We start from the raw sequence: 25,831 nt of genomic DNA, 5'->3' as shown, positions 1-25,831 counted from the left end.
GTGCCCCCAGCACCGGTCGAGGGGACGGACACGAACGCATGAATACTTCTGGTACCTCCGCACCTGCTTCTGCGCCCATCGGAACCGTGGGATCCGGCGCGCCCGTCGCACCAGCGGTGTCCGCCGAGACCTCGGCGCCGCGCCCGCCCGCGCAGCGGACCGGGACCGCGGACGCCCCGCCGACGCCGGCCACCGCGCTCGGCCTGCCGGAGCTGCGCGGGCTGCGCCGCGACGCGCAGCGCGACGAGGCCGACCTGAGCTACGTGCGCCGGCTGCTCCAGGGCCGCATCGACATCCTGCGCGCCGAGCTCGCCCGGCGTACGGACCCCGAGGCGCCGGTGGTGGACCGGCTCTCGGAGATCCTCGCGGACGCCCCCTCCAGCCGCAGCGCCTCCGCCCGGCACGTCACGCTCGGCACCCCGCACGGGGAGGAGTACCGGCTGCTGGCGGCCGAGATGCTCTCCGACGTGGAGCTGTCGGACCTGGGAGCGCGCACGGACGCGGAACTCCACGAGGGCATGGGCCGGTTGGTGCGCTACGAGCAGCAGGTCTCGCGGCGCCGCCAGCAGCTCCAGCGCACGGCCGACGACTGCAGTGCGGAGATCACCCGGCGCTACCGGGAGGGCGAGGCCCAGGTGGACGACCTGCTGGCCTGAGGGGGCGGGGGGTGCGGCGCCCGCGGAAAATACGGGCGACGGGGGCGGGCCGGGCCGATTAGCGTGGGTGGCTATGAGCGCTGACGTCCGGCCGATCGCCGCATCCGAGCTTCCCGAGTGGCTGCGTGCCCAGCAGACCGGTTTCCTGAACGCGAAGCATCCCACGGCCGAGGACCACGCACAGGCGGCCGGGCACGTCGACTGCGCCCGGGCCCAGGGCGGGTTCGACACGGACACCGGGCGGTGCGTGGCGACCTTCCGGTCCTTCGCGCAGGAACTGACCGTGCCCGGAGGGGAGTTCGTCCCGTCGAGCGCCGTCACGAACGTGACCGTGTCGCCCACGCACCGCAGGCAGGGTCTGCTGACCCGGATGATGGCCGCCGAGCTGGCCGCCGCCCACGCGCGCGGCGACGTGGTGTCGACGCTGATCGCCGCCGAGTATCCGATCTACGGGCGGTACGGGTACGGGCCCGCCACCTCCGCCTCGGAGTGGGAGATCGACGTACCGCGCACCGGACTCGACCCGCGCGCCGGCGTCTGCGGCGACGGCGGAAGGATCGACCTCGTGGACGAGGCCGAGGTGCGGGAGCTGGGCCCGGCCCTGCACGAGCGGGTGCGGGCCGCCACGCCCGGCGCGGTGAGCCGCGACGCCCGCTGGTGGCGGGTGACCACGGGTGTGGAAACGATGTCCCACAACCCGTACACGCCGTCGTTCCACGCCGTGTACCGCACCGCGCGGGGCGAGGTGGCCGGCCTGGTCCGGTACACCGCCGACGACCACTGGACCGATGCCAAGGTGCCGCAGAACACCGTGCAGGTACGGCAGTTGCTCGCCGTCACCCCGGAGGCGGAGCGGGCGCTGTGGCGGTTCCTGTGTTCCATCGACTGGGTGGTGAAGGTCCGCACCGGCTACCGCGCCCCCGACGACCTCGTCACCCGGCTGCTGCCCGACCCGCGCGCCGCCCGGACGGTGACCTCGGCGGACTGGCTGTGGGTGCGGCTGCTGGACGTCGAACGGGCCCTCGGCGCGCGGACGTACGCCGTCCCCGGGGTCCTCGTCCTGGAGGTCGCGGACCCGTCGGGGCCGGCGGGCGGGCGCTACCGGCTCGACGCGGGCAAGGGGGACTGCGTGCGCACGGAGGAGCCCGCCGATCTGCGCCTGGACGTGGGCACACTGGGGGCGCTGTACCTGGGCGACGAGTCGGCGGTGCGGCTGGCGGCGCTCGGCGCGATCACGCAGGAGCGCCCCGGGGCGCTCGCGCTCGCGGACGCGGTGTTCCGCACGGCCCGGCGGCCGTGGTGCCCGGACATCTTCTGAGCGGGCGAACCGGAAACCGGTGCCGGAACCGGTGCCGGCACCGGAACTGCAACGGGAAACACGAGGACTGAGGTACGTGGCGACACTGGTGGAAACCCTGCGGGCGGCCGGCTGCGTCTTCGCGGAGGAGGAGGCGGAGCTGTTGGAGGCCGCCGCCGAGGACGCGGGGCACCTGGAGGGGCTGCTGGCCCGGCGGGTGGCGGGCGAACCGCTGGAACACGTCATCGGCTGGGCGGAGTTCTGCGGGCTGCGGATGGCGGTCGGCGAGGGGGCCTTCGTGCCGCGCCGGCGCAGCGAGTTCCTCGCGCGGGAGGCGGTGGAGGCCGCCCGGCCCGGCGCCGTGGTGGTGGACCTGTGCTGCGGGGTGGGCGCGCTCGGCGCCGCCGTGGCCGCGCAGGTGCCGGGAGCCGAACTGCACGCGGCGGACATCGACCCGGCCGCACTCGCCTACGCCCGGCGCAACGTGGCCCCGTACGGCGGCCGGGTGTGGGAGGGCGACCTCTACTCACCCCTGCCCGCCGGGCTCCGGGGCCGGGTCGACGTCCTGGTGGTCAACGCCCCGTACGTCCCGACCGGGGAGATCGCCCTGCTGCCGGCGGAGGCCCGCGACCACGAACCGCCCGTCTCCCTGGACGGCGGGACGGACGGCCTGGACGTCCACCGCCGGGTGGCCGCCGGCGCCCCGCCCTGGCTCGCACCGGGCGGCAGCCTGCTGATCGAAACGAGCGCCCGCCAGGCCCCCGTCACAGCCGCGGCCCTGACGGCGGCCGGCCTGTCGGTCCGCGCCGCGACCTCCGAGGAGTACTACGCGACGGTGGTCATCGCGACGGCGCCGTAGCCGGGGCGGACAGGTCCCTGGCCGCGTCTGCGGCCCGATGACCGCCGTGCGCATCACCAGGGCACCACGCCGGCGTCGTCGAAGAACCTGCCGGTCGGGCCGCCGTCCGCCAGGGTCGCGAGCTGGATGGCGATCGCCGCACCCTGTTCGGGGGTGCGCACGCCGCGGAAGCCGTTGAGGTCGGTCGCGACATACCCGGGGCAGCCGGCATTGATCAGGATGTTCGTGCCGCTCAGCTCCCGGGCGTACTGGAGGGTGACGGCGTTCAGGAACGCCTTCGACGGCGCGTACGCCACGGACACCGGACCTGCCGTCTGCTCGGGGGCGGGTCCTGACTGCCGGGCGAGGGATCCGACACTGCTGGACATGTTCACGATCCGCGGCGAGGCGGAGCGGCGCAGCAGCGGCAGCATCGCATTGGTGACGCGCACGGCGCCGATCACGTTGGTCTCCACGACCGTCCGGATGGTGGCGGGATCGACCCGGGTGGGCTCCTGTGGCATCCCGCCGGTGATGGCGGCGTTGTTTCGTCGCCGTCGCCGAGGAGCTGCACTTCGGGCGGGCCGCGCAGCGGCTCGGGATCGCGCAGCCGCCTCTGTCGCGGGCGATCCAGCAGCTCGAACGCCGGCTCGGGGCGGCACTGCTGGACCGGACCAGCCGCGCCGTCACGCTGACCGCGGCCGGCTCCGTGCTGTTGGCCGAGGGCCGGGCGGCCCTCGACGCGGTCGACGCCGCCGAGCGCCGGACCCGCCGCGCAGGCCTTTCCGCGGCCGGCCGGCCGGGCCTGGCCCTGGTCACGAAGGCCAGCGCGTCCCGGGAACTGCTGGCCGAACTGCTCGACGCGTACGCAGCCGAACCCGGCGCGGTTCCCGTGGACGTCATCTTGTGCGGCCCTGCGGAGCAGCAACGGCTCCTGCGCGAGGGCCGGGCCGACGTGGCGCTGCTGCACCGGCCGTTCGACTCGACAGCCGGGTTCCACACCGAGGAACTCGGCACGGAGGGCCAGGTCGTGGTCCTGCCGGCCGGGCACCCGCTCACCGTCCGCCCCCATGTGCACGTGGCCGACATCACCGCCCTGCCCGGCCTGCCCCTGCCGCGCTGGCCCGACCCCGACGGCACCTACCCGCCCGGCCCCGGCCCACAAGTCCGCGACCAGGCGCAGTTGCTGCAGCTCGTCGCGCTCGGCCGCGCCTGCGCGGTCGCACCGGAGTCGTGCCGGGCCCAGCTGCCCGATGACCTCGCCACCGTGCCCGTGCTGGACGCGCCGGCGGTCACCACCGTCATCGCCTGGCCCCCGCACAGCCGGTCCAGAGCGGTCGCCGACCTCGTCCGGACGGCGACACGTCTGTAGCGGTGATCGCTGCCCGTCGCGGGGGGTGCGCGCAGGAGTGGGAGTTATTGCAAGCAGCTGCTTGCAATAGTTAGCAAGGTGCGGCAGGATCGGGTCATGGCATCGCTCAACGTCGGGAATCTCGGCGAGTACCTGCGCGAGCAGCGGCGGCAGGCGCAGCTTTCGCTGCGGCAGCTGGCCGATGCGGCGGGGGTGTCGAATCCGTACCTCAGTCAGATCGAACGCGGGCTGCGCAAGCCGAGCGCGGACATCCTGCAGCAGCTCGCCAAGGCGCTGCGGATCTCCGCCGAGACGCTGTACGTGCAGGCCGGAATCCTGGACGAGCGGGACCGGGACGCCGTGGAGACGACGGCCGTGATCCTCGCCGATCCGTCCATCAGCGAGCAGCAGAAGCAGGTGCTGCTCCAGATCTACGCCTCCTTCCGCAAGGAGAACGCCGCCGAGGCCGAGGCCGCAGCGGGAGCCGCTGCCGACGGTGGTGGTGGCGATGCCGAGACGCATACGCACTGAGCACGCACTGAGCACGAACTGAGACCGTGATCCGGGAGGACCACCACATGGCCATCGCCGATGACCTGAAGAAGACCCTCACCGACCCGACCCCCCTCTACTTCGCCGCCGGCACCGCCGACCTCGCCGTGCAGCAGGCCAAGAAGGTGCCCGGGCTGATCGAGCAGCTGCGCGCCGAGGCCCCCGCGCGCATCGAGGCCGTGAAGAACACCGACACGAAGGCCGTGCAGGAGAAGGCCAAGGAGAAGGCCAGGGAGGCGCAGGAGGCGGTCACCGCCACCGTCGCCGAGGTGTTCGGGTCGATCGACGCGAAGAAGCTCGGGGAAACCGCCCAGGACCTGGCGCTGCGCGGGGTCGGCGTGGCCGCCGAGTACGCGGTCAAGGCCAAGGAGGCCTACGACAAGGTCGCCGAGCACGGTGAGCAGACCGTACGGGCATGGCGCGGCGAGGTCTCCGAGGAGATCGTCGACATCGCCGTGGTCGTGGAGCCGGAGGCCGCCGAGCCGGTGGCGGAGTCCGCCGCCGAGCCCACCGCGGAGCCCGCGCCGAAGAAGGCTCCGGCTCGTAAGGCCGCGGCCAAGAAGGCCGCCGCCCAGCCGGCCGACGAGAGCTGAGATCCGCGCTGCGGACCGGGCACCCGCGGGGCGTCCGGTCCGTTGTGGTTTGGGAAAGGGGCTCTGCCGGTAGCGTGGAGGCAGGTGGAATCCGGCGAGCGAGGCGTGAGAAGGCGGTCAGGCGATGTTGATGAACGGGTTCGACGAAGGAGTGCTCCCGTTGCTCGGGTTCGCCATGCTCGGGCTTGCCGTGGTGGCCTTCGTGCTGGCACTGACGGCGCGCGAGGACGCGTACCGGGCGGCCGGCAAGCAGACCAAGACCTTCTGGCTGGTCATCCTCGGCATCACCGTGGTCGTGGACTTCTTCCTCGGGATGCTCTTCCTGCAGATCGCCGGGCTGGTCGCCAGCATCGTGTTCTTCGTCGACGTGCGCCCCGCCCTCAAGCAGGTCTCGGGCGGCGGCGGTGGTGGACGGCGGGGCGGTAGCAGCAGCGACGGGCCGTACGGGCCCTACAACGGCGGACGCTAGGCGTCAGGCGGAAGCCCGCGGCCGGCGGCCTGGACTTCAGCCCTCGGCGCGGGAGAGGAGGACGACGGCGACGTCGTCCGTCAGCTCCCCGCCGTTGAGGCGGCGGGCCTCGGTCACGGAGGCTTCGAGCAGGCCTTCGCCGCTCAGCCCGTCGGCCAGGTGGCGGTTGATCATGTCGACCATGCCGTCCTGTCCCAGCCGTTCCTTGCCCTGGCCGATCCGGCCCTCGATCAGGCCGTCGGTGTAGAGCATCAGGCTCCACGTGCCGCCCAGCTCCACCTGGCGGCGCGGCCAGCGGGCCCGCGGCAGCAGGCCGAGCGCCGGACCGCTGTTCTCGTACGGGAGCAGTCGCGCGGGGCGGCCCGGCCGGGAAATCAGCGGCGCCGGGTGGCCCGCCAGGCACAGGCCCGCGCGCCGGCCGTCGGGGGCGATGTCCACCGTGCAGAGCGTCGCGAAGATCTCCTCGCAGGGGCGCTCGACCTCGAGGACCTCCTGGAGGGTGGCGAGCAGGTCGTCGCCGCACAGGCCGGCCAGGGTCAGCGCCCGCCAGGCGATGCGCAGCTCGACGCCGAGGGCGGCCTCGTCCGGGCCGTGGCCGCAGACGTCGCCGATCATCGCGTGGACGGTGCCGTCGGGGGTGCGGACGGTGTCGTAGAAGTCCCCGCCGAGGAGCGCGCGGCTGCGGCCGGGGCGGTAGCGGGCCGCGAAACGGAGGTCGGAACCCTCCAGGAGCGGGTGCGGGAGCAGTCCGCGCTCCAGGCGGGCGTTCTCCTGGGCCCGAAGTTTCGATTCTGCGAGCTTGTACTGGGCGATGTCCGCCCGTTTTCTCTCCACCGCGTAGCGGATGGCGCGGCTGAGCAGCCGCCCGTCGAGCTCGTCGCGGAACAGGAAGTCCTGGGCCCCCACGCGTACGGCGTCCGCGGCGCGCTCCGCGTCCTCCTCGGAGGTGAGCACGAGGACGGCGTGCCGCGGGGCGATGCGGAGCACCTCGCGCAGCGCGCCGAACGGGTCGGCGGCGTCGCCGGAGCCCGCGCCGCCGTGCGGGAGCGCGAGGTCGAGCAGGACGCAGTTCACGTCGGGGGTGAGCAGCCGGGCCGCCTCCGTGAGGTTGCGGGCGCTGCGCAGCCGGATGCGGTGGCCGTCGGCGTCGAGGATCTCGGGGACGGTGAGGCCGCCGGCGGGGTCGTCCTCGATCACCAGCAGGGTGAGCGATGACGTGCCGCCCGGTCCGCTCTCGGTGCCCGGGATGTCCCTCTGCCGCGGTACGGGTACGGGCATCGTCTCCGGTTCCTTCCCGCCCCCTCGGGGGTTCGCTCGTCCGGCGACCCTAGCGGCGGGACGAGGGAAGCGGAATGGCGGGTCCGGCGCGGGGCTCCGGCATATGCCGTTATCGGGTGGGAAAGTCCGCGTCGGCGAATGACCAACGTCACGGCGCGGGGGTATGACATCCCGCCCACCGAGACGTACCGCCGCCGACGGCGCGCCCTTCCTGGCGGTGGGCCGTGCGCGGAGCCGCTGCCTGTCGGTGAGGGGGCCGTCGCTACGCGTCCGGCCTGACCACGGCCTTGATCGGCATGGAGCCCGCGCCCGCCATGGTGACGTTGCGGCCGGGGCGGGGGGCGTGGATCATCGCGCCGTCCCCGACGTATATCCCGACGTGGCTCGCGTCGCCGAAGTAGATGATCAGGTCGCCCGGCCGCATGTCCTTGACCGCGACCTTCGGCAGCCGCAGCTGCTCCTGCGAGGTGCGCGGGATCCTCTTGCCCGCCGCGAGCCAGGCCTGCGAGGTCAGCCCGGAGCAGTCGAAGGAACCGGGTCCCTCCGCGCCCCACACGTACGGCTTCCCCATCTGGGCGGCCGCGAACTGCACGGCCCGCTTGCCCGCGTCGGTGGCCGCGGCGCCCGCGGAGCCGGTCATCGCGCCCGTGGACAGCCAGTCGGTCTGCGCCTTGCGCTGCGCTTCCGCCTCGAGCTCCAGCAGCCGGGCCTTCTGCTCGGCCTCCAGCTTGCTCTCGAGCTCCTCCGCCGCCTTGATCTTGTCCTCGACCTGCTTCTTCGCGGCTTCCTGCTTGACCCGGTTGGCTTCCAGGGTCTCCCAGCGGGCGCTCGCATCCCTCGCGTACTGCTGCAAGTCGCTCTGGGTGCGGTTCAGTTCGGAGAGCAGGTCCGAGGTGGCCTTCTCGCCCTGGCGCAGCCGGTCGTTGCCGTCGAGGAACTGCGTCGGGTTGTTGCTCAGGGCCAGCTGCGCGCCGGGCGGCAGTCCGCCCGAGCGGTACTGGGCGCGGGCGGCGGCGCCCGCGCGGCCCTTCAGGGCGGTGATGCGGTCCTGGCCCGCGAGGACCAGGTTGGCGATCTCCACGATCTTGTCGGACTGCGTCTTGGTCTCGCTCTCCGCGAGGTTGAAGGCGTCCGTGGCGGCGCCCGCCTCGCGGTAGAGACCCTCTATTTCCTTGCGGACCTGCTCCAGGGACTTGCCCTGCTGGGGCTCCGGCGCAGCGAAGGCGGTACCGGCCAGCGCGCCGGGCGCGGACAGCAGCGCCATCGCGCAGAGCAGAGTGAGGGCGATCGAACCCCGTCGTCGTTTCCTCATGGTCCCCCCAGACACAGGATTGATTAATCGTCAGTAACTTGTGATTGCCTTCGGGATGGTGCCACGAGTCGGTGAATTCCAACACCCTTGTGGATATCCCTCCGATGCGTCCCGATCGCCCCCGCGGCCCCCCTGGCCCCGGCGGTCACCGTCACCCCGGGGACGTCACCCCGAAGGCCTCAACGCTTCCCACCGCACCGTCAGTTCCCCCTGACGCCACCGCACCGGCCCGTCCACCAGCGGCCACTCCCCGGCCAGCGCCCGCGCCGTCCGGATCCAGCGCTGCCGCGCCCCGTAGGAGGCGAACGGAGCCGCCGCCGCCCACGCCCGGTCGAAGTCGCGCAGGAACGCGTGCACCGGCTCGCCCGGCACGTTGCGGTGGATCAGCGCCTTCGGCAGCCGTTCCGCCAGGTCCGAGGGGCGCTCCAGGGAGCCCAGCCGGGTCGCGAAGGTCACCGTGCGCGCCCCTTCGGGCCCCAGCGCGACCCAGACGTGGCGCCGCCCGATCTCGTCGCAGGTCCCCTCCACCAGCAGCCCGCCGGGAGCGAGCCGGGCACACAACCGCTCCCACACCGCCTCGACCTGCTCCTCGTCGTACTGGCGCAGCACGTTCGCCGCCCGGATCAGCGCGGGCCGGACCCCGCCCTCCAGCGGCACCTCGAAGCCGCCGTGCCGGAAGCTCAGGCCTTCCCGCTCGTACGGCTTCGCGCCCGCGACCCGCGCCGGCTCGATCTCGATGCCGACCACCCGCACCCGCGGGGCCGCCTCCCGCAGCCGTGCCAGCAGTTCCACCGCGGTCCAGGGCGCGGCCCCGTAGCCGAGGTCCACCGCGACGGGGTCGTCCGCGCGCCGCAGCGCCGCTCCGTGCGTCGCCGCGATCCAGCGGTCCATGCGGCGCAGGCGGTTCGGGTTCGTCGTCCCGCGGGTCACCGTGCCGACGGGGCGACGAGGGGGAGGGGTGGAGCGGGAGGCCATGTGCAGAGAGTAAGCGGAGCGTTCCCGCGCGATAAAAATCCGGCGCGGCAGCAGGAAATCCGCCCGTCCCGGAATGCGGGGGACGGCCGTCCGGGTTGCACTCCTAGAAGAGCGCCGACAGCGCTCTCCGTGTCATGCCGTCCGAGCGAGAGGAACTGCTCCCTTGAGCCAGTACGTGTCCCGCATCGGCGGCAGCATCGGCGGCCGCTTCGCCGCGGCCCGTTCCGGCACCCGCCACGAGCCGCCGCGCCTGCGCCTGCCCGCCGGCGTCGGCGGGCACCGCAAGCCGCGGCGCGTCGCCATGCTCAGCGTGCACACCTCACCGCTGCACCAGCCCGGCACCGGCGACGCCGGCGGCATGAACGTCTACATCGTCGAGCTGGCCCGGCGCCTCGCCGCGATCAACATCGAGGTCGAGATCTTCACCCGTGCCACCACCGGCGGCCTGCCGCCCGTGGTCGAGCTCGCGCCCGGCGTCCTCGTACGGCACGTGGACGCGGGCCCGTACGAGGGCCTCGCCAAGGAGGAGCTGCCGGCCCAGCTGTGCGCCTTCACCCACGGCGTCATGCAGGCGTGGGCCCGCCACCGCCCCGGCTACTACGACCTGGTCCACTCCCACTACTGGCTCTCCGGTCACGTCGGCTGGCTCGCGGCCGAGCGCTGGGGCGTCCCGCTCGTGCACGCCATGCACACCATGGCCAAGGTCAAGAACGCGGCGCTCGCCGAGGGCGACACGCCCGAGCCCGCCGCCCGCGTCATCGGCGAGACGCAGATCGTCGACGCCGCGGACCGGCTCATCGCCAACACCGCCGAGGAAGCCGACGAGCTCGTCCGCCACTACGCGGCCGACCCCGGCAAGGTCGCCGTCGTCCACCCCGGCGTGAACCTCGAGCGCTTCACCGTCGCCGACGGCCGCGCTGCTGCCCGCGCCCGCCTCGGACTGCCGCAAGACGCCGTCATCCCGCTCTTCGCGGGCCGCATCCAGCCGCTCAAGGCCCCCGACATCCTGCTGCGGGCCGTCGCGGAACTGGTGGACCGCGAGCCGGCGCTGCGCACCCGCCTGTTCGTGCCCGTCGTCGGCGGGCCGAGCGGCAGCGGGCTCGCGAAGCCGGAGGGGCTGCAGAAGCTCGCCGCGAAGCTCGGCATCGCGGACCTCGTGCACTTCCACCCGCCGGTGGCGCAGGACGCGCTCGCGGACTGGTTCCGGGCGGCGTCCGTGCTGGTCATGCCCTCGTACAGCGAGTCCTTCGGGCTGGTCGCGATAGAGGCGCAGGCCACCGGCACGCCGGTGCTGGCCGCTGCCGTCGGCGGGCTGCCGGTCGCCGTCAACGACGGGGTCACGGGGATCCTCGTACCCGGCCACGATCCGGTGGACTACGCCCGCGAGCTACGGCGCTTCGTGGACGAGCCGGGACTGTCGGACCGGATGGGCGAGGCGGCCGCGCGGCACGCGCAGTTCTTCGGCTGGGACACCGCAGCGAGCGGCACGGCCGACGTGTACACGGGGGCGATGCACGATCACCGCCGTCACGTACGCTCCCACCATGGCTGACGCTGACCCCACCGCAGGCACCGGCACCGAAGGCACCGACGCCGCCGCGATCATCGAAGCGACGCTGACCGGCGCGGAACTGAGCTGGGAGAGCCCGGAGCCGGGCTCGTACGTGGTCCAGCTCCCCGGCACCCGCAAGCTGAGCACCACCTGCTCGCTCAAGGCCGGGAAACACTCCCTGTCGGTCAACGCCTTCGTGATCCGCCACCCGGACGAGAACGCGGCCGGCGTCCACCGCTGGCTCCTGGAGCGCAACCTCAAGCTCTACGGCATGGCCTACGCGGTCGACGCGCTCGGCGACGTCTACCTGACGGCCCGCCTCCCCCTGTCGGTGATCACCCCCGACGATCTGGACCGGCTGCTCGGCACGGTCCTGGAGGCGGCCGACGGGGCTTTCAACACCCTGCTGGAGCTGGGTTTCGCGAGCGCGATCCGGCGGGAGTACGAGTGGCGGGTCTCGCGGGGCGAGTCCACGCGCAACCTGGACGCCTTCAAGAACCTGACGCAGCCGTCGGGGGCGGCGGCGCAGCCGGAGTAGGCGGGTCAGGCGGCCGGAGCCACCGGATCCTTCGTCCGCGCCTTCGCCGGGGCGGCGACCCCCACGACAGCCTCCGCGACCGGCTCCGCGAACGCCTCGACGACCGTCTCCACCGGGCCGGCTTCGTCCTGCGCGAGCCCCCTCATCAGCAGCCAGTAGCCACCCGCGGCGATGGTCCCCAGGACCGCCGTCGCACCCCACAGCCAGGCCGCGCCGAAGTGCTCGATCGCGAAGCCCGCCATCAGCGGGGCGATCAGCGAGGCCACCGCCCACGACATCGTGTACATGCCCTGGTAGCGGCCGCGCCCGTGCAGCGGGGAGAGCCGCGCCACCAGGCCCATCTGGGTCGGCGAGTTGACGATCTCGGCCAGCGTCCACACGCAGACGGTCAGCGCGAGGCTCCAGACCGAGCCGCCGAAGGCCGTCAGCCCGAACCCGTACCCGGCCAGCAGCGCCGAGATCACCAGCAGCTTCTGCGGATCGCGGTGCTCGATGAACCGGGTGACCGGGATCTGCAGCACCACGATCAGCACGCCGTTCACGGCGGCGACCAGCCCGTAGTCGACGGTGGAGAAACCGGCCGCGCCCATCGCGAGCGGCAGCCCGAACGAGCCCTGCATGAAGATCAGCGAGATCAGGAACGACAGCCCGACCACACCCATGAACCGCCCGTCCCGCAGCACGGTCCCCATGCCGATCTCCGGCTCGGCGGCCGCCTTCTCCGCCGCCGTCTTCTCCGGCCGGGACTCCGGCAGCTTGAGGTAGACGAGCACCGCGCAGACCAGCGTCAGGGCCGCCTCGCCGAGGAACCCGGCCAGGTAGCTGTACTCCGCGACGAAGCCCGCCACGGTCGAGCTGACGGCGAAGCCCAGGTTGATGGCCCAGTAGTTCAGCGCGAAGGCCCGTACCCGGTCCTCGGGGCGGACGATGTCCGCCATCATCGCCTGCACCGCCGGCCGCGAGGCGTTGGAGGTCATGCCGACCAGCAGCGCCACCGCGGCGATCGCCGCCGGGTGCTCCATGAACCCGAGCAGTGCAACCGAGAACGCGGTCGACGTCTGCGCCGCCATCAGCGTGGGCCGCCGGCCCAGCCGGTCCGTGAGCACCCCGGCGACGAGCGAGGACACCACTCCGCCGAGCCCGTGCAGGGCCACCACAAGTCCCACGAAGGAGGCCGAATAGCCCCGTTCCAGGGTCAGGTACAAGGTCATGAATGTGGCGACGAAGGCCCCGAGCCTGTTGACCAGCGTGCTCGTCCAGAGCCACCAGAACTCCCGGGGCAGACCCGCCACGCTCTCGCGGGCGGCCCGTCTCACACTGGCAACGGACATACGGAATCCCCCCGAGATGTAAGCGTCCCTCTGCTCCTTCGGAACCTACATATAGCGGCCCTCCAGAGCCACTCGATTGACGTCTGCCGTCAATCGGGGACCGTCCCACATGCCGTACACACCGCGCGCGGGCGGGCGGGTGCGTCCATTAGGCTCGTACGCATGGCCGACGCACCGTACAAGCTGATCCTCCTCCGCCACGGCGAGAGCGAATGGAACGCGAAGAACCTGTTCACCGGCTGGGTGGACGTCAATCTCAACGAGAAGGGCGAGAAGGAGGCAGTCCGCGGTGGCGAACTCCTGAAGGACGCCGGACTTCTCCCCGACGTGGTTCACACGTCCCTCCAGAAGCGGGCGATCCGCACCTCCCAGCTCGCGCTGGAGGCCGCCGACCGCCACTGGATCCCGGTCCACCGCTCCTGGCGCCTCAACGAGCGCCACTACGGCGCCCTCCAGGGCAAGGACAAGGCCCAGACCCTCGCCGAGTTCGGCGAGGAGCAGTTCATGCTGTGGCGCCGCTCGTACGACACCCCGCCGCCGGCGCTCGAAGACGGTACCGAGTTCTCGCAGTCCGGGGACCCGCGCTACGCCTCCATCCCGCCGGAGCTGCGCCCCCGTACCGAGTGCCTCAAGGACGTCGTCGTCCGCATGCTCCCGTACTGGTACGACTCGATCGTCCCGGACCTGCTGGACGGCCACACCGTCCTGGTCGCCGCGCACGGCAACTCCCTGCGCGCGCTGGTCAAGCACCTCGACGGCATCTCCGACGAGGACATCGCGGGCCTGAACATCCCGACCGGCATCCCGCTCTCCTACGAGCTGGACGCCGACTTCAAGCCCCTCAACCCGGGCGGCACCTACCTCGACCCGGACGCCGCGGCGGCCGCCATCGAGGCCGTCAAGAACCAGGGCAAGAAGAAGTAACACAAGCGATCACGCCCCCGACCTGCGCAGACGGCGCGGATCGGGGGCATTCGTCTGTCCCGGGCCCGCGGTGGGACCGGGCGCGAACCGGCGTGGGAACTCGTACAACCGTCCCGGCCCAACAGCGGACTTGGGGGCGGACATGCGATCGGAGCGGTCATTCGGCCGCAGCCGGCCGGCGGGGCCGCGCACCGCGTTCGGCGATCCTGCGGTCCATCTCCGCGCGCCAGGCCGCCGCGTTGCTGCCGTCGAAGCGCATGGCCGTGTCCGCCTCCTCTTCGATGGAACCGACTCGATGGGACCGATGCGAAGGGCCCCGGCCGACGGGAGTCGGACGGGGCCCTTCGCGTACGGGTGGCCGGGCGGGCGGCCTCAGCCGCCGCACTGGCAGGGGGCACCGGACTGGCAGCCGCAGCCGCAGCCCGAGCCGCAGCCGCAGGCCGCGAGCAGGGGCAAGCGCAGGCGCAGGCCCTCCGGGGGCTGCGCTTCCTGCTCCGGGGTGATGGGGACGGGGGAATCGGGCATGGATCCTCCTCGTAGGCGTTGTGCCTTCGCCCTCATTCATGCCCAGCCCGGCCCCCGCGTCAACGGCGCATTGGGGGCTCGTTGTTGATCGAGCCCCCGGCGGCGTTGACCGAGCCCCCGCCGGCCCCGGCCCTCCGGCTCAGACGCCCTCGACCTGCGTGGGGGCCTGGAGCTCGTCCGCGTGCTCACCCGTCACCAGGTAGACCACGCGCTTGGCGACCGACACGGCGTGGTCCGCGAAGCGCTCGTAGTAGCGGCCCAGCAGGGTCACGTCGACGGCCGTCTCGATGCCGTGCTTCCAGCGGTCGTCCATCAGGTGCTGGAACAGCGTGCGGTGCAGCTGGTCCATCTCGTCGTCGTCCTGCTCCAGCTGGAGCGCCAGGTCGACGTCCTTGGTGATGATGACCTCGGCGGCCTTCGCCATCAGCCGCTGCGCGAGCTGCCCCATCTCCAGGATGGTCGCGTGCAGGTCGCGCGGGACCGCCGTGTCCGGGAAGCGCAGCCGCGCGAGCTTGGCGACGTGCTGTGCCAGGTCGCCGGAGCGCTCCAGGTCCGCGCTCATGCGCAGCGAGGTGACGACGATGCGCAGATCGGTGGCGACCGGCTGCTGGCGCGCGAGCAGCGCGATCGCACGGGCCTCCAGGTCGTGCTGGAGGTCGTCCACCTTCTGGTCGGCGGCGATGACGCTCTCGGCGAGCTTCAGGTCGGCGTCGAGCATGGAGGTCGTGGCCCGCCCGATGGCGGAGCCGACCAGCCGGGCCATTTCGACCAGGCCTTCACCGATCGAGTCCAGTTCCTCGTGGTACGCGTCACGCATTCTCGTGTCCCTCTCTCGACCTACTACTGCCTACTGCAAGTAACTGCCCGGGGAGCGGGCCGGTGCGGCCATCGGCCCCACGTTGCCACGGTGAACCTCGAACGCGACCGACTCCGGCATCCCAAGTGAATCAGCACGGTCGTCAGGGTGAACTCTGGGCGACGACTGTTCGAGGTGCCACCCGAACGGCTGTGGAAGTGTCCCCCGGCCTGCTTAACCTGGAGTCATGGACGTGAACGCGGCGGTCGCCGCAGCTGCAGCGATTGCCGGTCTTTGCACCGGTGTGATCGCGATGCTGGCGTTCCGCTGGAGCGAGCGCGACCAAGCCCGCCCCACCCGGAGCTCCATGCGCCCCGACATCAACGCGGTGCTCCCACCCGGAGTGGACACCGTCCTCTCCGTACTCCGCTCCTCCGCCGTCGTACTCGACGAGGGGGACGCGGTGGTCAAGGCCAGCTCGGCGGCATATGCCCTCGGCCTGGTCCGCGGCGGCAAGCTGGCCGTCGAGCCCATGCTCCACATGGCCCGCGACACCCGGCGCGACGGGGAGATACGGCAGGTCGAGCTCGACCTGCCCCGGCGCGGCACCGGCCGCGGCGAGGCGCTCGCCGTGTCGGCGCGCGTCGCCCCGCTCGGCTCCCGCCTGGTGCTCCTCCTCGTGGAGGACCTCACCGAGGCCCGCCGCATCGAGGCCGTGCGCCGCGACTTCGTCGCGAACGTGTCGCACGAGCTCAAGACCCCGGTCGGCGCGATCTCCCTGCTCTCCGAAGCCGTCATGGACGCCTCGGACGACCCCGAGGCGGTGCACCGCTTCGCCGGCCGCATGCAGATCGAGGCCACCCGCCTGATCAACCTCGTACAAGAACTCATCGACCTCTCCCGGGTACAGAACGACGACCCCCTGGAGGACGCGGAGCCGATGCGGGTGGACACGCTCGTGGCCGAGGCCATAGACCGCTGCCGCCACACGGCCTCCGCGAAACAGATCACCATGGCCGCCGGCGGCACCGCCGACCTGCGGGTATGGGGCAACCGGGGGCAGCTCGCGGCCGCCCTCGGAAACCTGGTCGAGAACGCCGTCAACTACAGCCCCGCCCGCACCCGCGTCGGCATCGCCGCGCGCCGGGTCACCGCGCCGGGTGGAGACTTGATCGAGATAGCCGTGACCGACCAGGGCATCGGCATCCCGGAAAAGGACCGCGAGCGCATCTTCGAACGCTTCTACCGTGTGGACCCGGCCCGCTCCCGCGCCACGGGAGGAACCGGCCTGGGCCTTGCGATCGTGAAGCACGTAGCGGCTTCGCACGGCGGGGAGGTGTCGGTATGGAGCTCGGAGGGTCAGGGTTCCACGTTCACCCTGCGACTCCCCGAAGCGGCCGCGCCGGTCCCGGCGACGGCCTCCGCACCCGCCAACACCCTGCTCGAACCTCACACCGCACCAGCCATCCCTGCCCCGGAGGTCCTTCCGTGACCCGAGTGCTCGTCGTCGAGGATGAGGAATCCTTCAGCGACGCCCTGTCCTACATGCTCCGCAAGGAGGGCTTCGAGGTCGCGATCGCCGCGACCGGGCCCGACGGGCTCGACGAGTTCGAGCGCAACGGCGCCGACCTCGTCCTCCTCGACCTGATGCTCCCCGGCCTGCCCGGCACGGAGGTCTGCCGGCAGCTCCGCGGCCGCTCCAACGTTCCCGTGATCATGGTGACCGCCAAGGACAGCGAGATCGACAAGGTCGTCGGGCTGGAGATAGGAGCAGACGACTACGTCACGAAGCCCTTCTCCTCGCGGGAGCTGGTCGCCCGCATCCGCGCGGTCCTGCGCCGCCGCGGCGAGCCGGAAGAGGTCACCCCGGCGGCCCTGGAAGCGGGCCCCGTCCGGATGGACGTCGACCGCCACGTGGTCACCGTCGCCGGAGCCAAGGTGGACCTCCCGCTGAAGGAGTTCGACCTGCTCGAGATGCTGCTGCGCAACGCGGGCCGCGTACTGACCCGCATGCAGCTCATCGACCGGGTCTGGGGCGCCGACTACGTCGGCGACACCAAGACCCTCGACGTCCACGTGAAGCGCCTGCGCGCCAAGATCGAGCCGGACCCGGGCGCGCCCCGCTACCTGGTCACGGTCCGTGGCCTCGGCTACAAGTTCGAGCCGTAAACCGGCCCCGAACACGGCAACGGCCCCCGTCCGCATCGAGCGGACGGGGGCCGTTCCCGTTGAGTACGGTGCTTCGCGCCTCAGTGACCGGCGGACGCGGATCCGGAGGGGGATCCGGACGGGCTGCTCGCGGGCGAGCCCGAGGGGGACCCGGACGGCGACGGCGAGCCCGAGGGGGAGCCGGAGGGCGAGCCCGAGGGGCTTCCCGACGGGACGGCCGCCGCGGCGGTCGGGCCGTAGCCCTCGTAGATGCCGGTGGCCGGGACGACGAAGGCGTCGAGCTCGACGTCACCCGTGGTGCTCAGCTGGAAGGAGACCTTCTGGACGTTGCCGTCCATGACGGAGTCCCCGCCGGCGATCACGGCGGAGGCGTTGCCCTTGCCGCCCAGGAGGACGGAGCCGCCGGCCGGGATGACGATCTTGGAGCCGCTGCCCGCGGGCTTCAGCGTCACGACGGCCTTGCCGCCCGGAAGGGTGATGCCCTCGAGCGTCTGCTCCTTGGTGCCGGTGTTGAACACCGTCGCGGAGACCGCGGCCGGGCCCTTCTTGTCCTTCTCCTGGGTGATCACCAGAGCGTTCTGGATCTTGATGTCGCCCTTGGTCACGGCGGCATTGTCCGGCTTGACCTGGAGAGTCGGAGCGTCGTGGCCCGCGGCGCAGGCGCCCAGCGAGACGATCGAGAACACGACGGCGGTGGCGGCGAGGGCGCCGCGTCGAAGGCTGCGGCTCACGGGGGAGGCAACTCCTTGGACGTACGGAACGGAAGGGTGGACGCCTCGGAGCGGCGAAGTAAAGCCGCTCTAAGGATGTGTCAGCGCGCTTAGGTTACCGAGCCGCCGCCCCGCCCCCGCACCCGACCCTCCGCAGCGTGGGGCCGGGCCCTGCGCGGGGTCCCGCCCCCGCACCGGCGCGTTGCGCCGCCGCCCCGCCGGGGCCGGGTGATCTTCCATTCACAAAAGGGCCGCCCGCAAAGGCCGGCGCGGCTCCGGTGATCAATTTCCGGATTTCCTCGAACACCGCCGGTGATCAATTCAGGATTGGGCCGGAACGGACGCCGTACGGGTGGCCGCCAGTCGAACGGAGTACTTCGGTTTCCCACCTCGGAAACCGTCAAAACGGGACGTACGCCACATCGTCGGGGCTCCCGGACAGGTGTAACCTAGCCGTTTCGCCTGGTCCGCGCAGTGCCTCCGACCTGCGAATACCCCCTTCCGCAAGCCTCCCGCAGCACGTTCCTGTTGCTGTTGTCAAGCCCTGAGATGGGCCCTGACCTGCGAAAACGCCATTCATAACGGTCGATTCTCGTGTTACCCTGGATAGCCACGGAAGGGGTACCTGTCACATGACGTTCAAGGTTGGCGACACCGTGGTCTATCCCCATCACGGGGCCGCGCTGATCGAGGCCATCGAAACTCGCCAGATCAAAGGCGTGGACAAGACCTACTTGGTGCTCAAGGTCGCCCAGGGTGACCTGACCGTTCGCGTTCCTGCGGACAATGCGGAGTTCGTAGGCGTTCGCGACGTAGTCGGCCAGGACGGGCTGGACCGGGTCTTCGAGGTGCTCCGCGCACCGTACGCCGAAGAGCCGACGAACTGGTCCCGGCGCTACAAGGCAAATCTGGAAAAGCTCGCTTCTGGCGATGTCATCAAGGTCGCCGAAGTTGTGCGTGACCTGTGGCGTCGTGAGCGTGAGCGTGGGCTTTCCGCAGGTGAGAAGCGCATGCTCGCAAAGGCGCGCCAAATCCTGGTGAGCGAGCTCGCGCTCGCCGAGAACACCAACGAGGACAAGGCCGAGGCCCTCCTCGACGAAGTGCTCGCGTCCTGACGCGATCATTCGTACGCTTTGTCGTACACAGTTGTGCCGCGGTGCCCGCTGACAAGGAGACTTGTTGCCGGGCGCTGCGGCATGTCTGGACCCATGCCGGTACTCGCTGATGCCTGTACTTGCCGATGCCTGTACTCACTGGCGTGCCGGGTCCGGGCAGCCGACTCGACCGGTCGTCACGGAAGGGGCGAGGGGCGTCGCACCCGGCACCCTTCAGGCCATACCCATGTCGGCCGAAGTCACAAACCTGGCTCGGAGCTACTGATGTCTGACGAATCGCGCCCCCACCGCACCGCCGCGGTGATCCCGGCCGCCGGCCGCGGGGTCCGTCTCGGTCCCGGCGCCCCCAAGGCCCTGCGGACCCTGGGCGGCACCCCCATGCTCATCCACGCCGTCCGCGCCATGGCGCGCTCCCGTGCGATCTCCCTCGTCGTCGTCGTGGCCCCGGCCGACGGCACCGCCGAGGTGCGCCGGCTGATCGACGAGCACGCCCTGCCCGAGCGCACCGAGATCCTGGTCGTCCCCGGCGGGGAGACCCGGCAGGAATCCGTGCGCGCCGGCCTGGACGCGCTCCCGGCCGACATCACCACCGTCCTCATCCACGACGCGGCCCGCCCCCTGGTCCCCGTGGACACCGTCGACTCCGTCGTCGAGGCCGTTCGCGACGGCGCACCCGCCGTCGTCCCCGCCCTGCCGCTGGCCGACACCGTCAAGGAGGTCGAGCCCGGCCGGCCCGGCGAGCCCGAGCCGGTCGTCGCCACCCCCGTACGGGCCCGGCTGCGCGCCGTGCAGACCCCGCAGGGCTTCGACCTCGCCACGCTCCGCCTCGCGCACGAGAAGCTCGCGGCGGGCACGGCCGACGGCGAGGGCGCCACGGACGACGCCGGCATGGTGGAACAGCTCGGCGTCACCGTCGTGGTGATCCCCGGCCACGAAGAGGCCTTCAAGGTCACCCGCCCGCTCGACCTGGTCCTCGCCGAGGCCGTACTCGCCCGCCGGAGGGCCACCGATGCCTACTAGTCCCACCGCCGCCCCGGCCCCCGACGCCGCCCCCGCGGCCCCGCTGATGCCGCTCGTCGGCATCGGCACCGACGTGCACGCCTTCGAGACCGGCCGCGAGCTGTGGTGCGCCGGCCTGCTCTGGGAGGGCGAGGACGGCCTCGCCGGGCACTCCGACGGGGACGTCGCCGCGCACGCCGCCTGCGACGCCCTCTTCTCCGCCGCCGGCGTCGGAGACCTCGGCGCACACTTCGGCACCTCCCGCCCCGAATGGTCCGGCGCCGCCGGAATCACCCTTCTGGCGGAAGCGGCCCGGATCGTTCGCGCCGAAGGCTTCGAGATCGGCAACATCGCCGTCCAGGTGATCGGCGTACGCCCGAAGATCGGCAAGCGGCGCGAAGAGGCGCAGAAGGCGCTCGGCGCGGCGGCGGGCGCCCCCGTCTCCGTCTCCGGCACCACCACGGACGGACTGGGCCTCACCGGCCGCGCCGAAGGCCTCGCCGCCATCGCCACGGCCCTCGTCTACCGGACGAACCGGGCCTAGTACCCCGTACGCCCACACCGCTCCCGCGGCACTTCGACAACAAAGCGGGCCCCGCGTGCCGAAAGGGTCGCGGGGCACTGCTACAGGCGCACTACCCTGGTTGCCGTGACTATTCGCCTGTACGACACCAGCGCCCGGCAGATCCGTGACTTCACCCCGCTCGTCCCGGGCTGCGTCTCGATCTACCTCTGTGGCGCCACCGTGCAGGCGGCTCCGCACATCGGGCACGTCCGCTCGTACCTGAACTTCGACATCGCGCGCCGCTGGTTCACCCACCGCGGGCTCGACGTCACCTTCATCCGCAACGTCACCGACATCGACGACAAGATCATCGGGAAGTCCGGCGAGCAGGGCCGCCCCTGGTGGTCCATCGGCTACGAGAACGAGCGCGCCTTCAACGACGGCTACAACGCGCTGGGCTGCCTCCCGCCCACGTACGAGCCGCGCGCCACCGGCCACGTGCCCGAGATGATCGAGATGATGCGCGGCCTCATCGAGCGCGGACACGCGTACGAGGCCGACGGCAGCGTCTACTTCGACGTCCGCTCCTTCCCCGGGTACCTGGAGCTGTCGAACCAGAACATCGACGACCTGCGCCAGCCCGACGAGGGCGTCTCCGGCAAGCGCGACCCGCGCGACTTCGCCATGTGGAAGGCCTCCAAGCCGGGCGAGCCCGACTGGGAGACCCCGTGGGGCCGCGGCCGTCCCGGCTGGCACCTGGAGTGCTCCGCGATGGCGCACAAGTACCTCGGCAGCGCCTTCGACATCCACGGCGGCGGGCTCGACCTGATCTTCCCGCACCACGAGAACGAGATCGCCCAGGCCAAGGCCTACGGCGACGAGTTCGCGAAGTACTGGATGCACAACGCCTGGGTCACCCTCTCCGGCGAGAAGATGTCCAAGTCGCTGGGCAACTCCGTCCTCGTCTCCGAGATGCTCAAGGTCTGGCGCCCGATCGTGCTGCGCTACTACCTCGGCACCCCGCACTACCGCTCGATGATCGAGTACAGCGTGGAGTCCCTGCGCGAGGCCGAGTCCGGCTTCGCGCGCATCGAGGGGTTCATCCAGCGCGTCATCGAGAAGGCCGGCGGGTCCGTCGAGCCCGCCGCCGAGGTCCCGCCCGCCTTCGCCGAGGCCATGGACGACGACCTGGGCGTCCCGCAGGCGCTCGCGATCATCCACACCACCGTCCGCCAGGGCAACAGCGCGCTCGCCGCCGACGACAAGGACGCGGCCATCGCGCGCCTGTCGGAGGTACGGGCCATGCTCGGTGTCCTCGGACTCGACCCCCTCGACCCGCACTGGGCCGGCGAGACGGACCGCGGGGAGGACCTCCACGGAGCCGTGGACACCCTCGTGCGCCTGGTCCTGGAGCAGCGCGAGTCGGCTCGCGCCCGCAAGGACTGGGCCACCGCCGACGCCATCCGCGACCAGCTCCAGCAGTCGGGCCTGGTCATCGAGGACAGCCCCACCGGACCCCGATGGACGCTCGGCCCCCGCTGAGCACACCGGCGCAGTCCCACTGGAGCACTCGGATTGGGCTGCCCGGCATCCCGGGCGGCACACTCTTCATACGTACATATCGCAGAACCAACGAAATCAGGTAGAGGTCATGGCCGGGAACAGCCAGCGCAGGAACCGCCGCACGTCCAACAAGAAGGGCGCGACGGTCGGCAGCGGTGGCCAGCGGCGCAAGGGCCTCGAAGGCAAGGGCCCCACGCCCAAGGCCGAGGACCGCAAGAAGCACAAGGCCAACCGCATCAGCAACGCCATGGCCCGCCAGGCCGCCAAGCGCCGTCCGGCTCCCCGCCGCGGCGGCCCCAAGGGCACCAGCGAGATGGTCGTCGGCCGCAACCCGGTCTTCGAGGCGCTGCGCGACGGCGTGCCGGCCGTCACCCTGTACGTACAGCAGTTCATCGACAACGACGAGCGCGTCCGCGAGGCCCTCCAGCTCGCGGCCGAGCGCGGCAACATCAACCTGATGGAAGCCCCGCGCCCCGAGCTCGACCGCCTCACCAACGGGCTCAACCACCAGGGCCTGGTCCTCCAGGTCCCGCCCTACGAGTACGCGCACCCGGAGGACCTCACCGCCGCCGCGTACGAGAACCACGAGGACCCCCTCATCGTCGCCCTCGACGGCGTCACCGACCCCCGCAACCTCGGCGCGATCGTCCGCTCCGTCTCCGCCTTCGGCGGCCACGGCGTGGTCATCCCCGAGCGCCGCGCCGCCGGCATGACCGCCGGTGCGTGGAAGTCCTCGGCCGGCACCGCCGCCCGTACCCCGGTCTCCCGGGTCACCAACCTGACCCGCGCCATCCAGGAGTACAAGAAGGCCGGCATCACCGTCGTCGGCCTCGCCGCCGAAGGCACCCACGAGGTCCACGAGCTCGAAGCGCTCGGCGGCCCCGTCGTCATCGTCGTCGGCTCCGAGGGCAAGGGCCTCGGCCGCCTCGTCGGCGAGAACTGCGACTACCTCGTGCGCATCCCGATGCCGGGCGGCGCCGAGTCGCTCAACGCCGGTGTCGCCGCGGGCGTCGTCCTCTACGAGGCCTCCCGCCGCCGCGCCACCCGCGGCCGCGCCTGAGCACCACCCGCAGCAGCCGTCTGAGCACCACCGCGGCCGCCGCTTGATCCACTTGGCTCATCGGACGTGACCCGTGAGCGTGCCACCCCGCCCCTCACGGGCGGGGTGGCTTGATTTGACGGGTCTCGGACACATCCCTGATGTCAAGGCAGTGTCCTAAACACTCATCACTCGGTTAGATGAGTGTGGACACCAGAACGCCAGGGTTCGACGACCAGCCCGCGCTGAGCATGGTCAAGGTGCCGTGCGACCCCGCACAGGTCATCGTCAACCACGCCAGCTTCCGCGTGCGGCTCGCACCGAGCCCCAGCGCGCGTCCCAGGCCCTCGGGCGCCTCCGGGCTCGCCCCGGCACTCGGCGGGGCCCTCGCGGCCGCCGGAGCCGGCGTCGCCCGCCGCCGCCCCGTCGTCTGGAGCGGCAAGTCCGCCCCCGGCGACGCCGCCGCCAGCGCCGCGATGGGCGGCCTGCTCCAGGCCGTGCGCGATCACGGGCGCGCCCACGACGGCCACGCGGAGTACGACGGCGGAGCCACCCAGGTCATCCCGCGCATCGACCTCGCCCACGACCTCGCGGACGACACCCTCGCCACCCCGACCGTCATCGGCCAGCGCAGCTACGGCGATGCCGAAGACACCCGGCTGCAGCCCGTCGTGGGGGGCCTCTCCCACCCGCACGAGGCCTACGACGCCGCCCACTCCGAAGGCACCGGATCCGCGGACTCCCGCCGGGCCCAGGGCGACGCCCGCGCGCAGGCCTCGTACTACCCCGGCCGCCGCATGAACCTCGGCGTCGTGCTGCTCCCGCTGCGCGTCTTCCTCGGCTTCATCTCCATCTACGCCGGCATGGGCAAGCTGTGCGACCCCGTCTACTTCGACGGCGGCGAGCGCGGCTCCATGGTCACCTGGCTGCAGACCCTGCAGCCCTGGGCGCTCGCCGAACCACTGCGCGACTTCGCACTCGCCCACCCGGTCGGCGCCGGTCTCAGCGTGGCCTTCCTCCAGGTCATCGTGGGCGTACTGACGGTCTTCGGCCTGTGGCAGCGGTTCGCCGCCTGCTTCGGCGCCCTGCTGTCCGCCGCCCTGCTGATGACGGTGAGCTGGAAGACCGTCCCCGCCTACGACGCGCCCGACATCATCTACCTCGCCGCCTGGAGCCCGCTGATCATCGCCGGCGCCCCCGTCTACTCCCTGGACGGCCGCCTCGCGAGCGAGGCCTGGCGCACGCTCGGCCCGCGCTCCGAGGTCTGGCGGCTGCGCCGCCGGGTCCTGCGGCGCGGCGCCATCATGGCCGGCGTCATCTGCGGACTCACCCTGCTCATCGGCTCCCTCCTCGGCGGCGCCGTCCGCTCCACCACCGTGGTCACCGTGCCCGGACCGGGCGAGGCCCCGAGCAACTACCTCCCCGGGCGGCCCCTGCCGCGCTCCCCGCAGCAGCAGCCCGTCAGCCCCAGCCCCGGTCAGACGTCGAAGCGGGCCGTGAAGCCCTCGGCCGGAGCCTCCTCGCCGGCGGCCAAGACCGGGCGCGGAGCGACCGGTTCGACCTCCCCGACGGCCGGCTCCGGCTCGCCCACCGCGACCCGCGGCACCACCAGCGGCAGCCAGACCCCGCGCAGCACCCCCCGCCAGTCCACTCCCCAGAAGCCCCCGGCCAGCTCCACCGGAACGCGCACCGGGGGCTCCACCGGAGGAACGGGGAGCACCGCACCGAAGCAGCCCGACCTCCTGGGCGGACTCCTCGGCGGCTGACGGGCACGGCGAAGGCGAAGGCGAAGGCCAAGGGCCCGGTACGCGAGAGCGTGCCGGGCCCTCCTGGTGTGCGGGGCCGTGCGGGGCGTGCGGGGCCGTGAAGGGCCTGTACGGGCGCCTGTGGGCCCGTACAGGCGTGGGGAGGCGCTACGGGGCGTTCTGCGCGGCCAACTCCCGTGCCGCCTCGGTGAGGTCCTTCGCCGTGTCGATCGCCCGCCAGTAGGCCCCCTGGGGCAGCGGGAAGCCCGCGAGGCGCCGCTCACGGGCGAGGCGCGGGAAGGTGGTCCGCTCGTGGTCGCCCAAATCCGGCAGCAGGGCGGCGAATTCGGGCCCGAAGACGTACACGCCGGCATTGACCGGGTACGGGGACTGCGGCGCCTCGATGAAGTCCAGCACGTGCCCGTACTCGTTGATCTCCACGACCCCCCACGGAATGCGCGGCCGGGCCAGCGCGAGGGTGGCCGTGGCACCGCGTTCGGCATGGAAGGCGGCCATCTCGCGCAGCGAGAAGCGGGTCCACACGTCGCCGTTGGTCGCGTACCAGGCCCGGTCGGGATGCGGGAGGTGCCGGGCGGCGTACTTCAGACCGCCGCCGCGGCCCAGCGGCTCGTTCTCCACGACGGTGGTCACCCGCAGCGGCAACGCGGCCTCGGCCAGCCACTGCTGGAGCACTTCGGCGAGGTGCCCGCAGGAGACCACGGCGTCCGTCACCCCCTCGGAAGCCAGCCACGCGAGCTGGTGCCCGATGATCGGCATCCCCGTTCCGGGAATCTCCACCATCGGCTTGGGGCGGTCGTCCGTGTACGGCCGCAGCCGCGAACCCTGGCCCCCCGCCAGGACAACCGCCTGGGTCGGGGAGGCCGGGAACGCGGCCGCGTGGGGTCGGTCGGAACGCTCGGAGCTGTCGGAGCTGTCGGAACGCTCGGAATCGGTCATGTCGTTGTCGTCGTGTCCGGTGCGGAGGAAGGGCGTGCGGCG

26 protein-coding genes and 1 pseudogene are annotated in these 25,831 nt (G+C 72.1%); 18 read left to right on the top strand and 9 right to left on the bottom strand.

The window, feature by feature from the left end; translation table 11 throughout:
• The first annotated feature begins 38 nt into the window (after nt 1-38).
• The 3 genes from ACFYM0_RS32485 to ACFYM0_RS32475 all read left to right on the top strand — a co-directional run bounded on the left by ACFYM0_RS32485 (nt 39) and on the right by ACFYM0_RS32475 (nt 2,812).
• Complete coding sequence (locus ACFYM0_RS32485) at nt 39-656, top strand: AmfC protein (RefSeq protein WP_388507666.1); 618 nt, start codon at nt 39-41, stop codon at nt 654-656.
• A gap of 73 nt (nt 657-729) precedes the next feature.
• Entirely contained in the window at nt 730-1,974 is a 1,245-nt protein-coding gene (locus ACFYM0_RS32480; protein ID WP_388507663.1) for a GNAT family N-acetyltransferase, read from the top strand.
• A 76-nt stretch (nt 1,975-2,050) separates the two neighbouring features.
• The gene (locus ACFYM0_RS32475) at nt 2,051-2,812 is read left to right on the top strand and encodes a putative protein N(5)-glutamine methyltransferase (RefSeq protein ID WP_388507660.1); all 762 of its coding nucleotides are present in this window, start codon (nt 2,051-2,053) and stop codon (nt 2,810-2,812) included.
• Nucleotides 2,813-2,865: 53 nt separating this feature from the next.
• Here the strand turns inward: ACFYM0_RS32475 and ACFYM0_RS32470 are convergent.
• Nucleotides 2,866-3,342, bottom strand: a pseudogene (locus tag ACFYM0_RS32470) (SDR family NAD(P)-dependent oxidoreductase); the annotation flags it as partial.
• Between the two features lie 17 nt (nt 3,343-3,359).
• Here ACFYM0_RS32470 and ACFYM0_RS32465 point away from each other — a divergent pair.
• The 4 genes from ACFYM0_RS32465 to ACFYM0_RS32450 all read left to right on the top strand — a co-directional run bounded on the left by ACFYM0_RS32465 (nt 3,360) and on the right by ACFYM0_RS32450 (nt 5,756).
• A complete protein-coding gene (locus tag ACFYM0_RS32465) occupies nt 3,360-4,163 on the top strand; it encodes a LysR family transcriptional regulator (RefSeq protein WP_388507801.1) in 804 nt (267 codons plus the stop codon).
• 96 nt (nt 4,164-4,259) lie between these two features.
• A complete protein-coding gene (locus ACFYM0_RS32460) occupies nt 4,260-4,673 on the top strand; it encodes a helix-turn-helix domain-containing protein (protein ID WP_388507657.1) in 414 nt (137 codons plus the stop codon).
• Nucleotides 4,674-4,720: 47 nt separating this feature from the next.
• Nucleotides 4,721-5,287 carry a hypothetical protein gene (locus tag ACFYM0_RS32455; RefSeq protein WP_388507654.1) on the top strand — a complete coding sequence of 189 codons (567 nt, stop codon included), beginning with the start codon at nt 4,721-4,723 and terminating at the stop codon, nt 5,285-5,287.
• Nucleotides 5,288-5,411: 124 nt separating this feature from the next.
• Nucleotides 5,412-5,756: a DUF2516 family protein gene (locus tag ACFYM0_RS32450; RefSeq protein ID WP_388507651.1), complete on the top strand. Its 345-nt coding sequence runs from the start codon at nt 5,412-5,414 to the stop codon at nt 5,754-5,756.
• A 36-nt stretch (nt 5,757-5,792) separates the two neighbouring features.
• Here ACFYM0_RS32450 and ACFYM0_RS32445 read toward each other — a convergent pair whose 3' ends face one another.
• The 3 genes from ACFYM0_RS32445 to ACFYM0_RS32435 all read right to left on the bottom strand — a co-directional run bounded on the left by ACFYM0_RS32445 (nt 5,793) and on the right by ACFYM0_RS32435 (nt 9,321).
• Nucleotides 5,793-7,034: a PP2C family protein-serine/threonine phosphatase gene (locus ACFYM0_RS32445; RefSeq protein ID WP_388507648.1), complete on the bottom strand. Its 1,242-nt coding sequence runs from the start codon at nt 7,032-7,034 to the stop codon at nt 5,793-5,795.
• A gap of 262 nt (nt 7,035-7,296) precedes the next feature.
• The gene (locus ACFYM0_RS32440) at nt 7,297-8,346 is read right to left on the bottom strand and encodes an NlpC/P60 family protein (RefSeq protein WP_388507645.1); all 1,050 of its coding nucleotides are present in this window, start codon (nt 8,344-8,346) and stop codon (nt 7,297-7,299) included.
• 165 nt (nt 8,347-8,511) lie between these two features.
• Entirely contained in the window at nt 8,512-9,321 is an 810-nt protein-coding gene (locus ACFYM0_RS32435; protein WP_388507642.1) for a class I SAM-dependent methyltransferase, read from the bottom strand.
• Nucleotides 9,322-9,484: 163 nt separating this feature from the next.
• Here ACFYM0_RS32435 and mshA point away from each other — a divergent pair, with 163 nt between their 5' ends.
• A complete protein-coding gene (gene mshA, locus ACFYM0_RS32430; RefSeq protein ID WP_388507639.1) occupies nt 9,485-10,873 on the top strand; it encodes a D-inositol-3-phosphate glycosyltransferase in 1,389 nt (462 codons plus the stop codon).
• On the top strand, nt 10,866-11,411 hold the full coding sequence (locus ACFYM0_RS32425; protein WP_388507637.1) for a YbjN domain-containing protein: 546 nt from the start codon (nt 10,866-10,868) through the stop codon (nt 11,409-11,411). Before mshA ends, ACFYM0_RS32425 begins: the two co-directional genes overlap by 8 nt.
• A 5-nt stretch (nt 11,412-11,416) precedes the next feature.
• On the opposite strand, the gene ACFYM0_RS32420 is transcribed toward ACFYM0_RS32425, so the two are convergent.
• Nucleotides 11,417-12,742: an MDR family MFS transporter gene (locus ACFYM0_RS32420; protein ID WP_388507634.1), complete on the bottom strand. Its 1,326-nt coding sequence runs from the start codon at nt 12,740-12,742 to the stop codon at nt 11,417-11,419.
• Between the two features lie 162 nt (nt 12,743-12,904).
• Here ACFYM0_RS32420 and ACFYM0_RS32415 point away from each other — a divergent pair, with 162 nt between their 5' ends.
• A complete protein-coding gene (locus tag ACFYM0_RS32415) occupies nt 12,905-13,666 on the top strand; it encodes a phosphoglyceromutase (protein ID WP_250744579.1) in 762 nt (253 codons plus the stop codon).
• Between the two features lie 372 nt (nt 13,667-14,038).
• Here ACFYM0_RS32415 and ACFYM0_RS32410 read toward each other — a convergent pair whose 3' ends face one another.
• Together ACFYM0_RS32410 and phoU are read right to left on the bottom strand one after the other, a co-directional pair.
• Nucleotides 14,039-14,191: a hypothetical protein gene (locus ACFYM0_RS32410; protein ID WP_243339483.1), complete on the bottom strand. Its 153-nt coding sequence runs from the start codon at nt 14,189-14,191 to the stop codon at nt 14,039-14,041.
• A 139-nt stretch (nt 14,192-14,330) separates the two neighbouring features.
• On the bottom strand, nt 14,331-15,008 hold the full coding sequence (phoU, locus tag ACFYM0_RS32405) for a phosphate signaling complex protein PhoU (protein WP_030858619.1): 678 nt from the start codon (nt 15,006-15,008) through the stop codon (nt 14,331-14,333).
• A gap of 226 nt (nt 15,009-15,234) precedes the next feature.
• Between phoU and ACFYM0_RS32400 the strand changes: the two genes are divergently transcribed.
• Nucleotides 15,235-16,479, top strand: a complete 1,245-nt coding sequence (locus ACFYM0_RS32400) for an ATP-binding protein (protein WP_327253535.1) — start codon at nt 15,235-15,237, stop codon at nt 16,477-16,479.
• On the top strand, nt 16,476-17,156 hold the full coding sequence (locus tag ACFYM0_RS32395; protein ID WP_007265514.1) for a response regulator transcription factor: 681 nt from the start codon (nt 16,476-16,478) through the stop codon (nt 17,154-17,156). The genes ACFYM0_RS32400 and ACFYM0_RS32395 overlap by 4 nt, the downstream gene beginning before the upstream one ends.
• An 80-nt stretch (nt 17,157-17,236) precedes the next feature.
• On the opposite strand, the gene ACFYM0_RS32390 is transcribed toward ACFYM0_RS32395, so the two are convergent.
• A complete protein-coding gene (locus ACFYM0_RS32390) occupies nt 17,237-17,887 on the bottom strand; it encodes a DUF461 domain-containing protein (protein ID WP_388507629.1) in 651 nt (216 codons plus the stop codon).
• Between the two features lie 611 nt (nt 17,888-18,498).
• Here ACFYM0_RS32390 and ACFYM0_RS32385 point away from each other — a divergent pair.
• The 6 genes from ACFYM0_RS32385 (at nt 18,499) to ACFYM0_RS32360 (ending at nt 24,853) form a co-directional block, all read left to right on the top strand.
• Complete coding sequence (locus tag ACFYM0_RS32385; protein ID WP_003953493.1) at nt 18,499-18,981, top strand: CarD family transcriptional regulator; 483 nt, start codon at nt 18,499-18,501, stop codon at nt 18,979-18,981.
• A 264-nt stretch (nt 18,982-19,245) separates the two neighbouring features.
• Entirely contained in the window at nt 19,246-20,001 is a 756-nt protein-coding gene (gene ispD / locus ACFYM0_RS32380) for a 2-C-methyl-D-erythritol 4-phosphate cytidylyltransferase (RefSeq protein ID WP_388507626.1), read from the top strand.
• A complete protein-coding gene (gene ispF / locus ACFYM0_RS32375) occupies nt 19,991-20,524 on the top strand; it encodes a 2-C-methyl-D-erythritol 2,4-cyclodiphosphate synthase (protein ID WP_388507623.1) in 534 nt (177 codons plus the stop codon). Before ispD ends, ispF begins: the two co-directional genes overlap by 11 nt.
• Nucleotides 20,525-20,629: 105 nt before the next feature.
• On the top strand, nt 20,630-22,027 hold the full coding sequence (gene cysS / locus ACFYM0_RS32370) for a cysteine--tRNA ligase (RefSeq protein ID WP_388507621.1): 1,398 nt from the start codon (nt 20,630-20,632) through the stop codon (nt 22,025-22,027).
• 109 nt (nt 22,028-22,136) lie between these two features.
• Nucleotides 22,137-23,108 (top strand): 23S rRNA (guanosine(2251)-2'-O)-methyltransferase RlmB, encoded by a 972-nt coding sequence (rlmB, locus tag ACFYM0_RS32365; protein WP_388507618.1) that lies wholly within the window; start codon nt 22,137-22,139, stop codon nt 23,106-23,108.
• A gap of 179 nt (nt 23,109-23,287) precedes the next feature.
• The gene (locus ACFYM0_RS32360; RefSeq protein WP_388507616.1) at nt 23,288-24,853 is read left to right on the top strand and encodes a DoxX family membrane protein; all 1,566 of its coding nucleotides are present in this window, start codon (nt 23,288-23,290) and stop codon (nt 24,851-24,853) included.
• A gap of 147 nt (nt 24,854-25,000) precedes the next feature.
• On the opposite strand, the gene ACFYM0_RS32355 is transcribed toward ACFYM0_RS32360, so the two are convergent.
• The gene (locus tag ACFYM0_RS32355) at nt 25,001-25,789 is read right to left on the bottom strand and encodes an NDP-sugar synthase (RefSeq protein ID WP_388507614.1); all 789 of its coding nucleotides are present in this window, start codon (nt 25,787-25,789) and stop codon (nt 25,001-25,003) included.
• Nucleotides 25,790-25,831 lie beyond the last annotated feature (42 nt).

Source organism: Streptomyces sp. NPDC006487 (assembly GCF_042870555.1).
GTDB lineage: Bacteria > Actinomycetota > Actinomycetes > Streptomycetales > Streptomycetaceae > Streptomyces.
The sequence above is the reverse complement of the archived record's forward strand: the minus strand, read 5'-3'. Positions and strand labels throughout refer to the sequence as shown.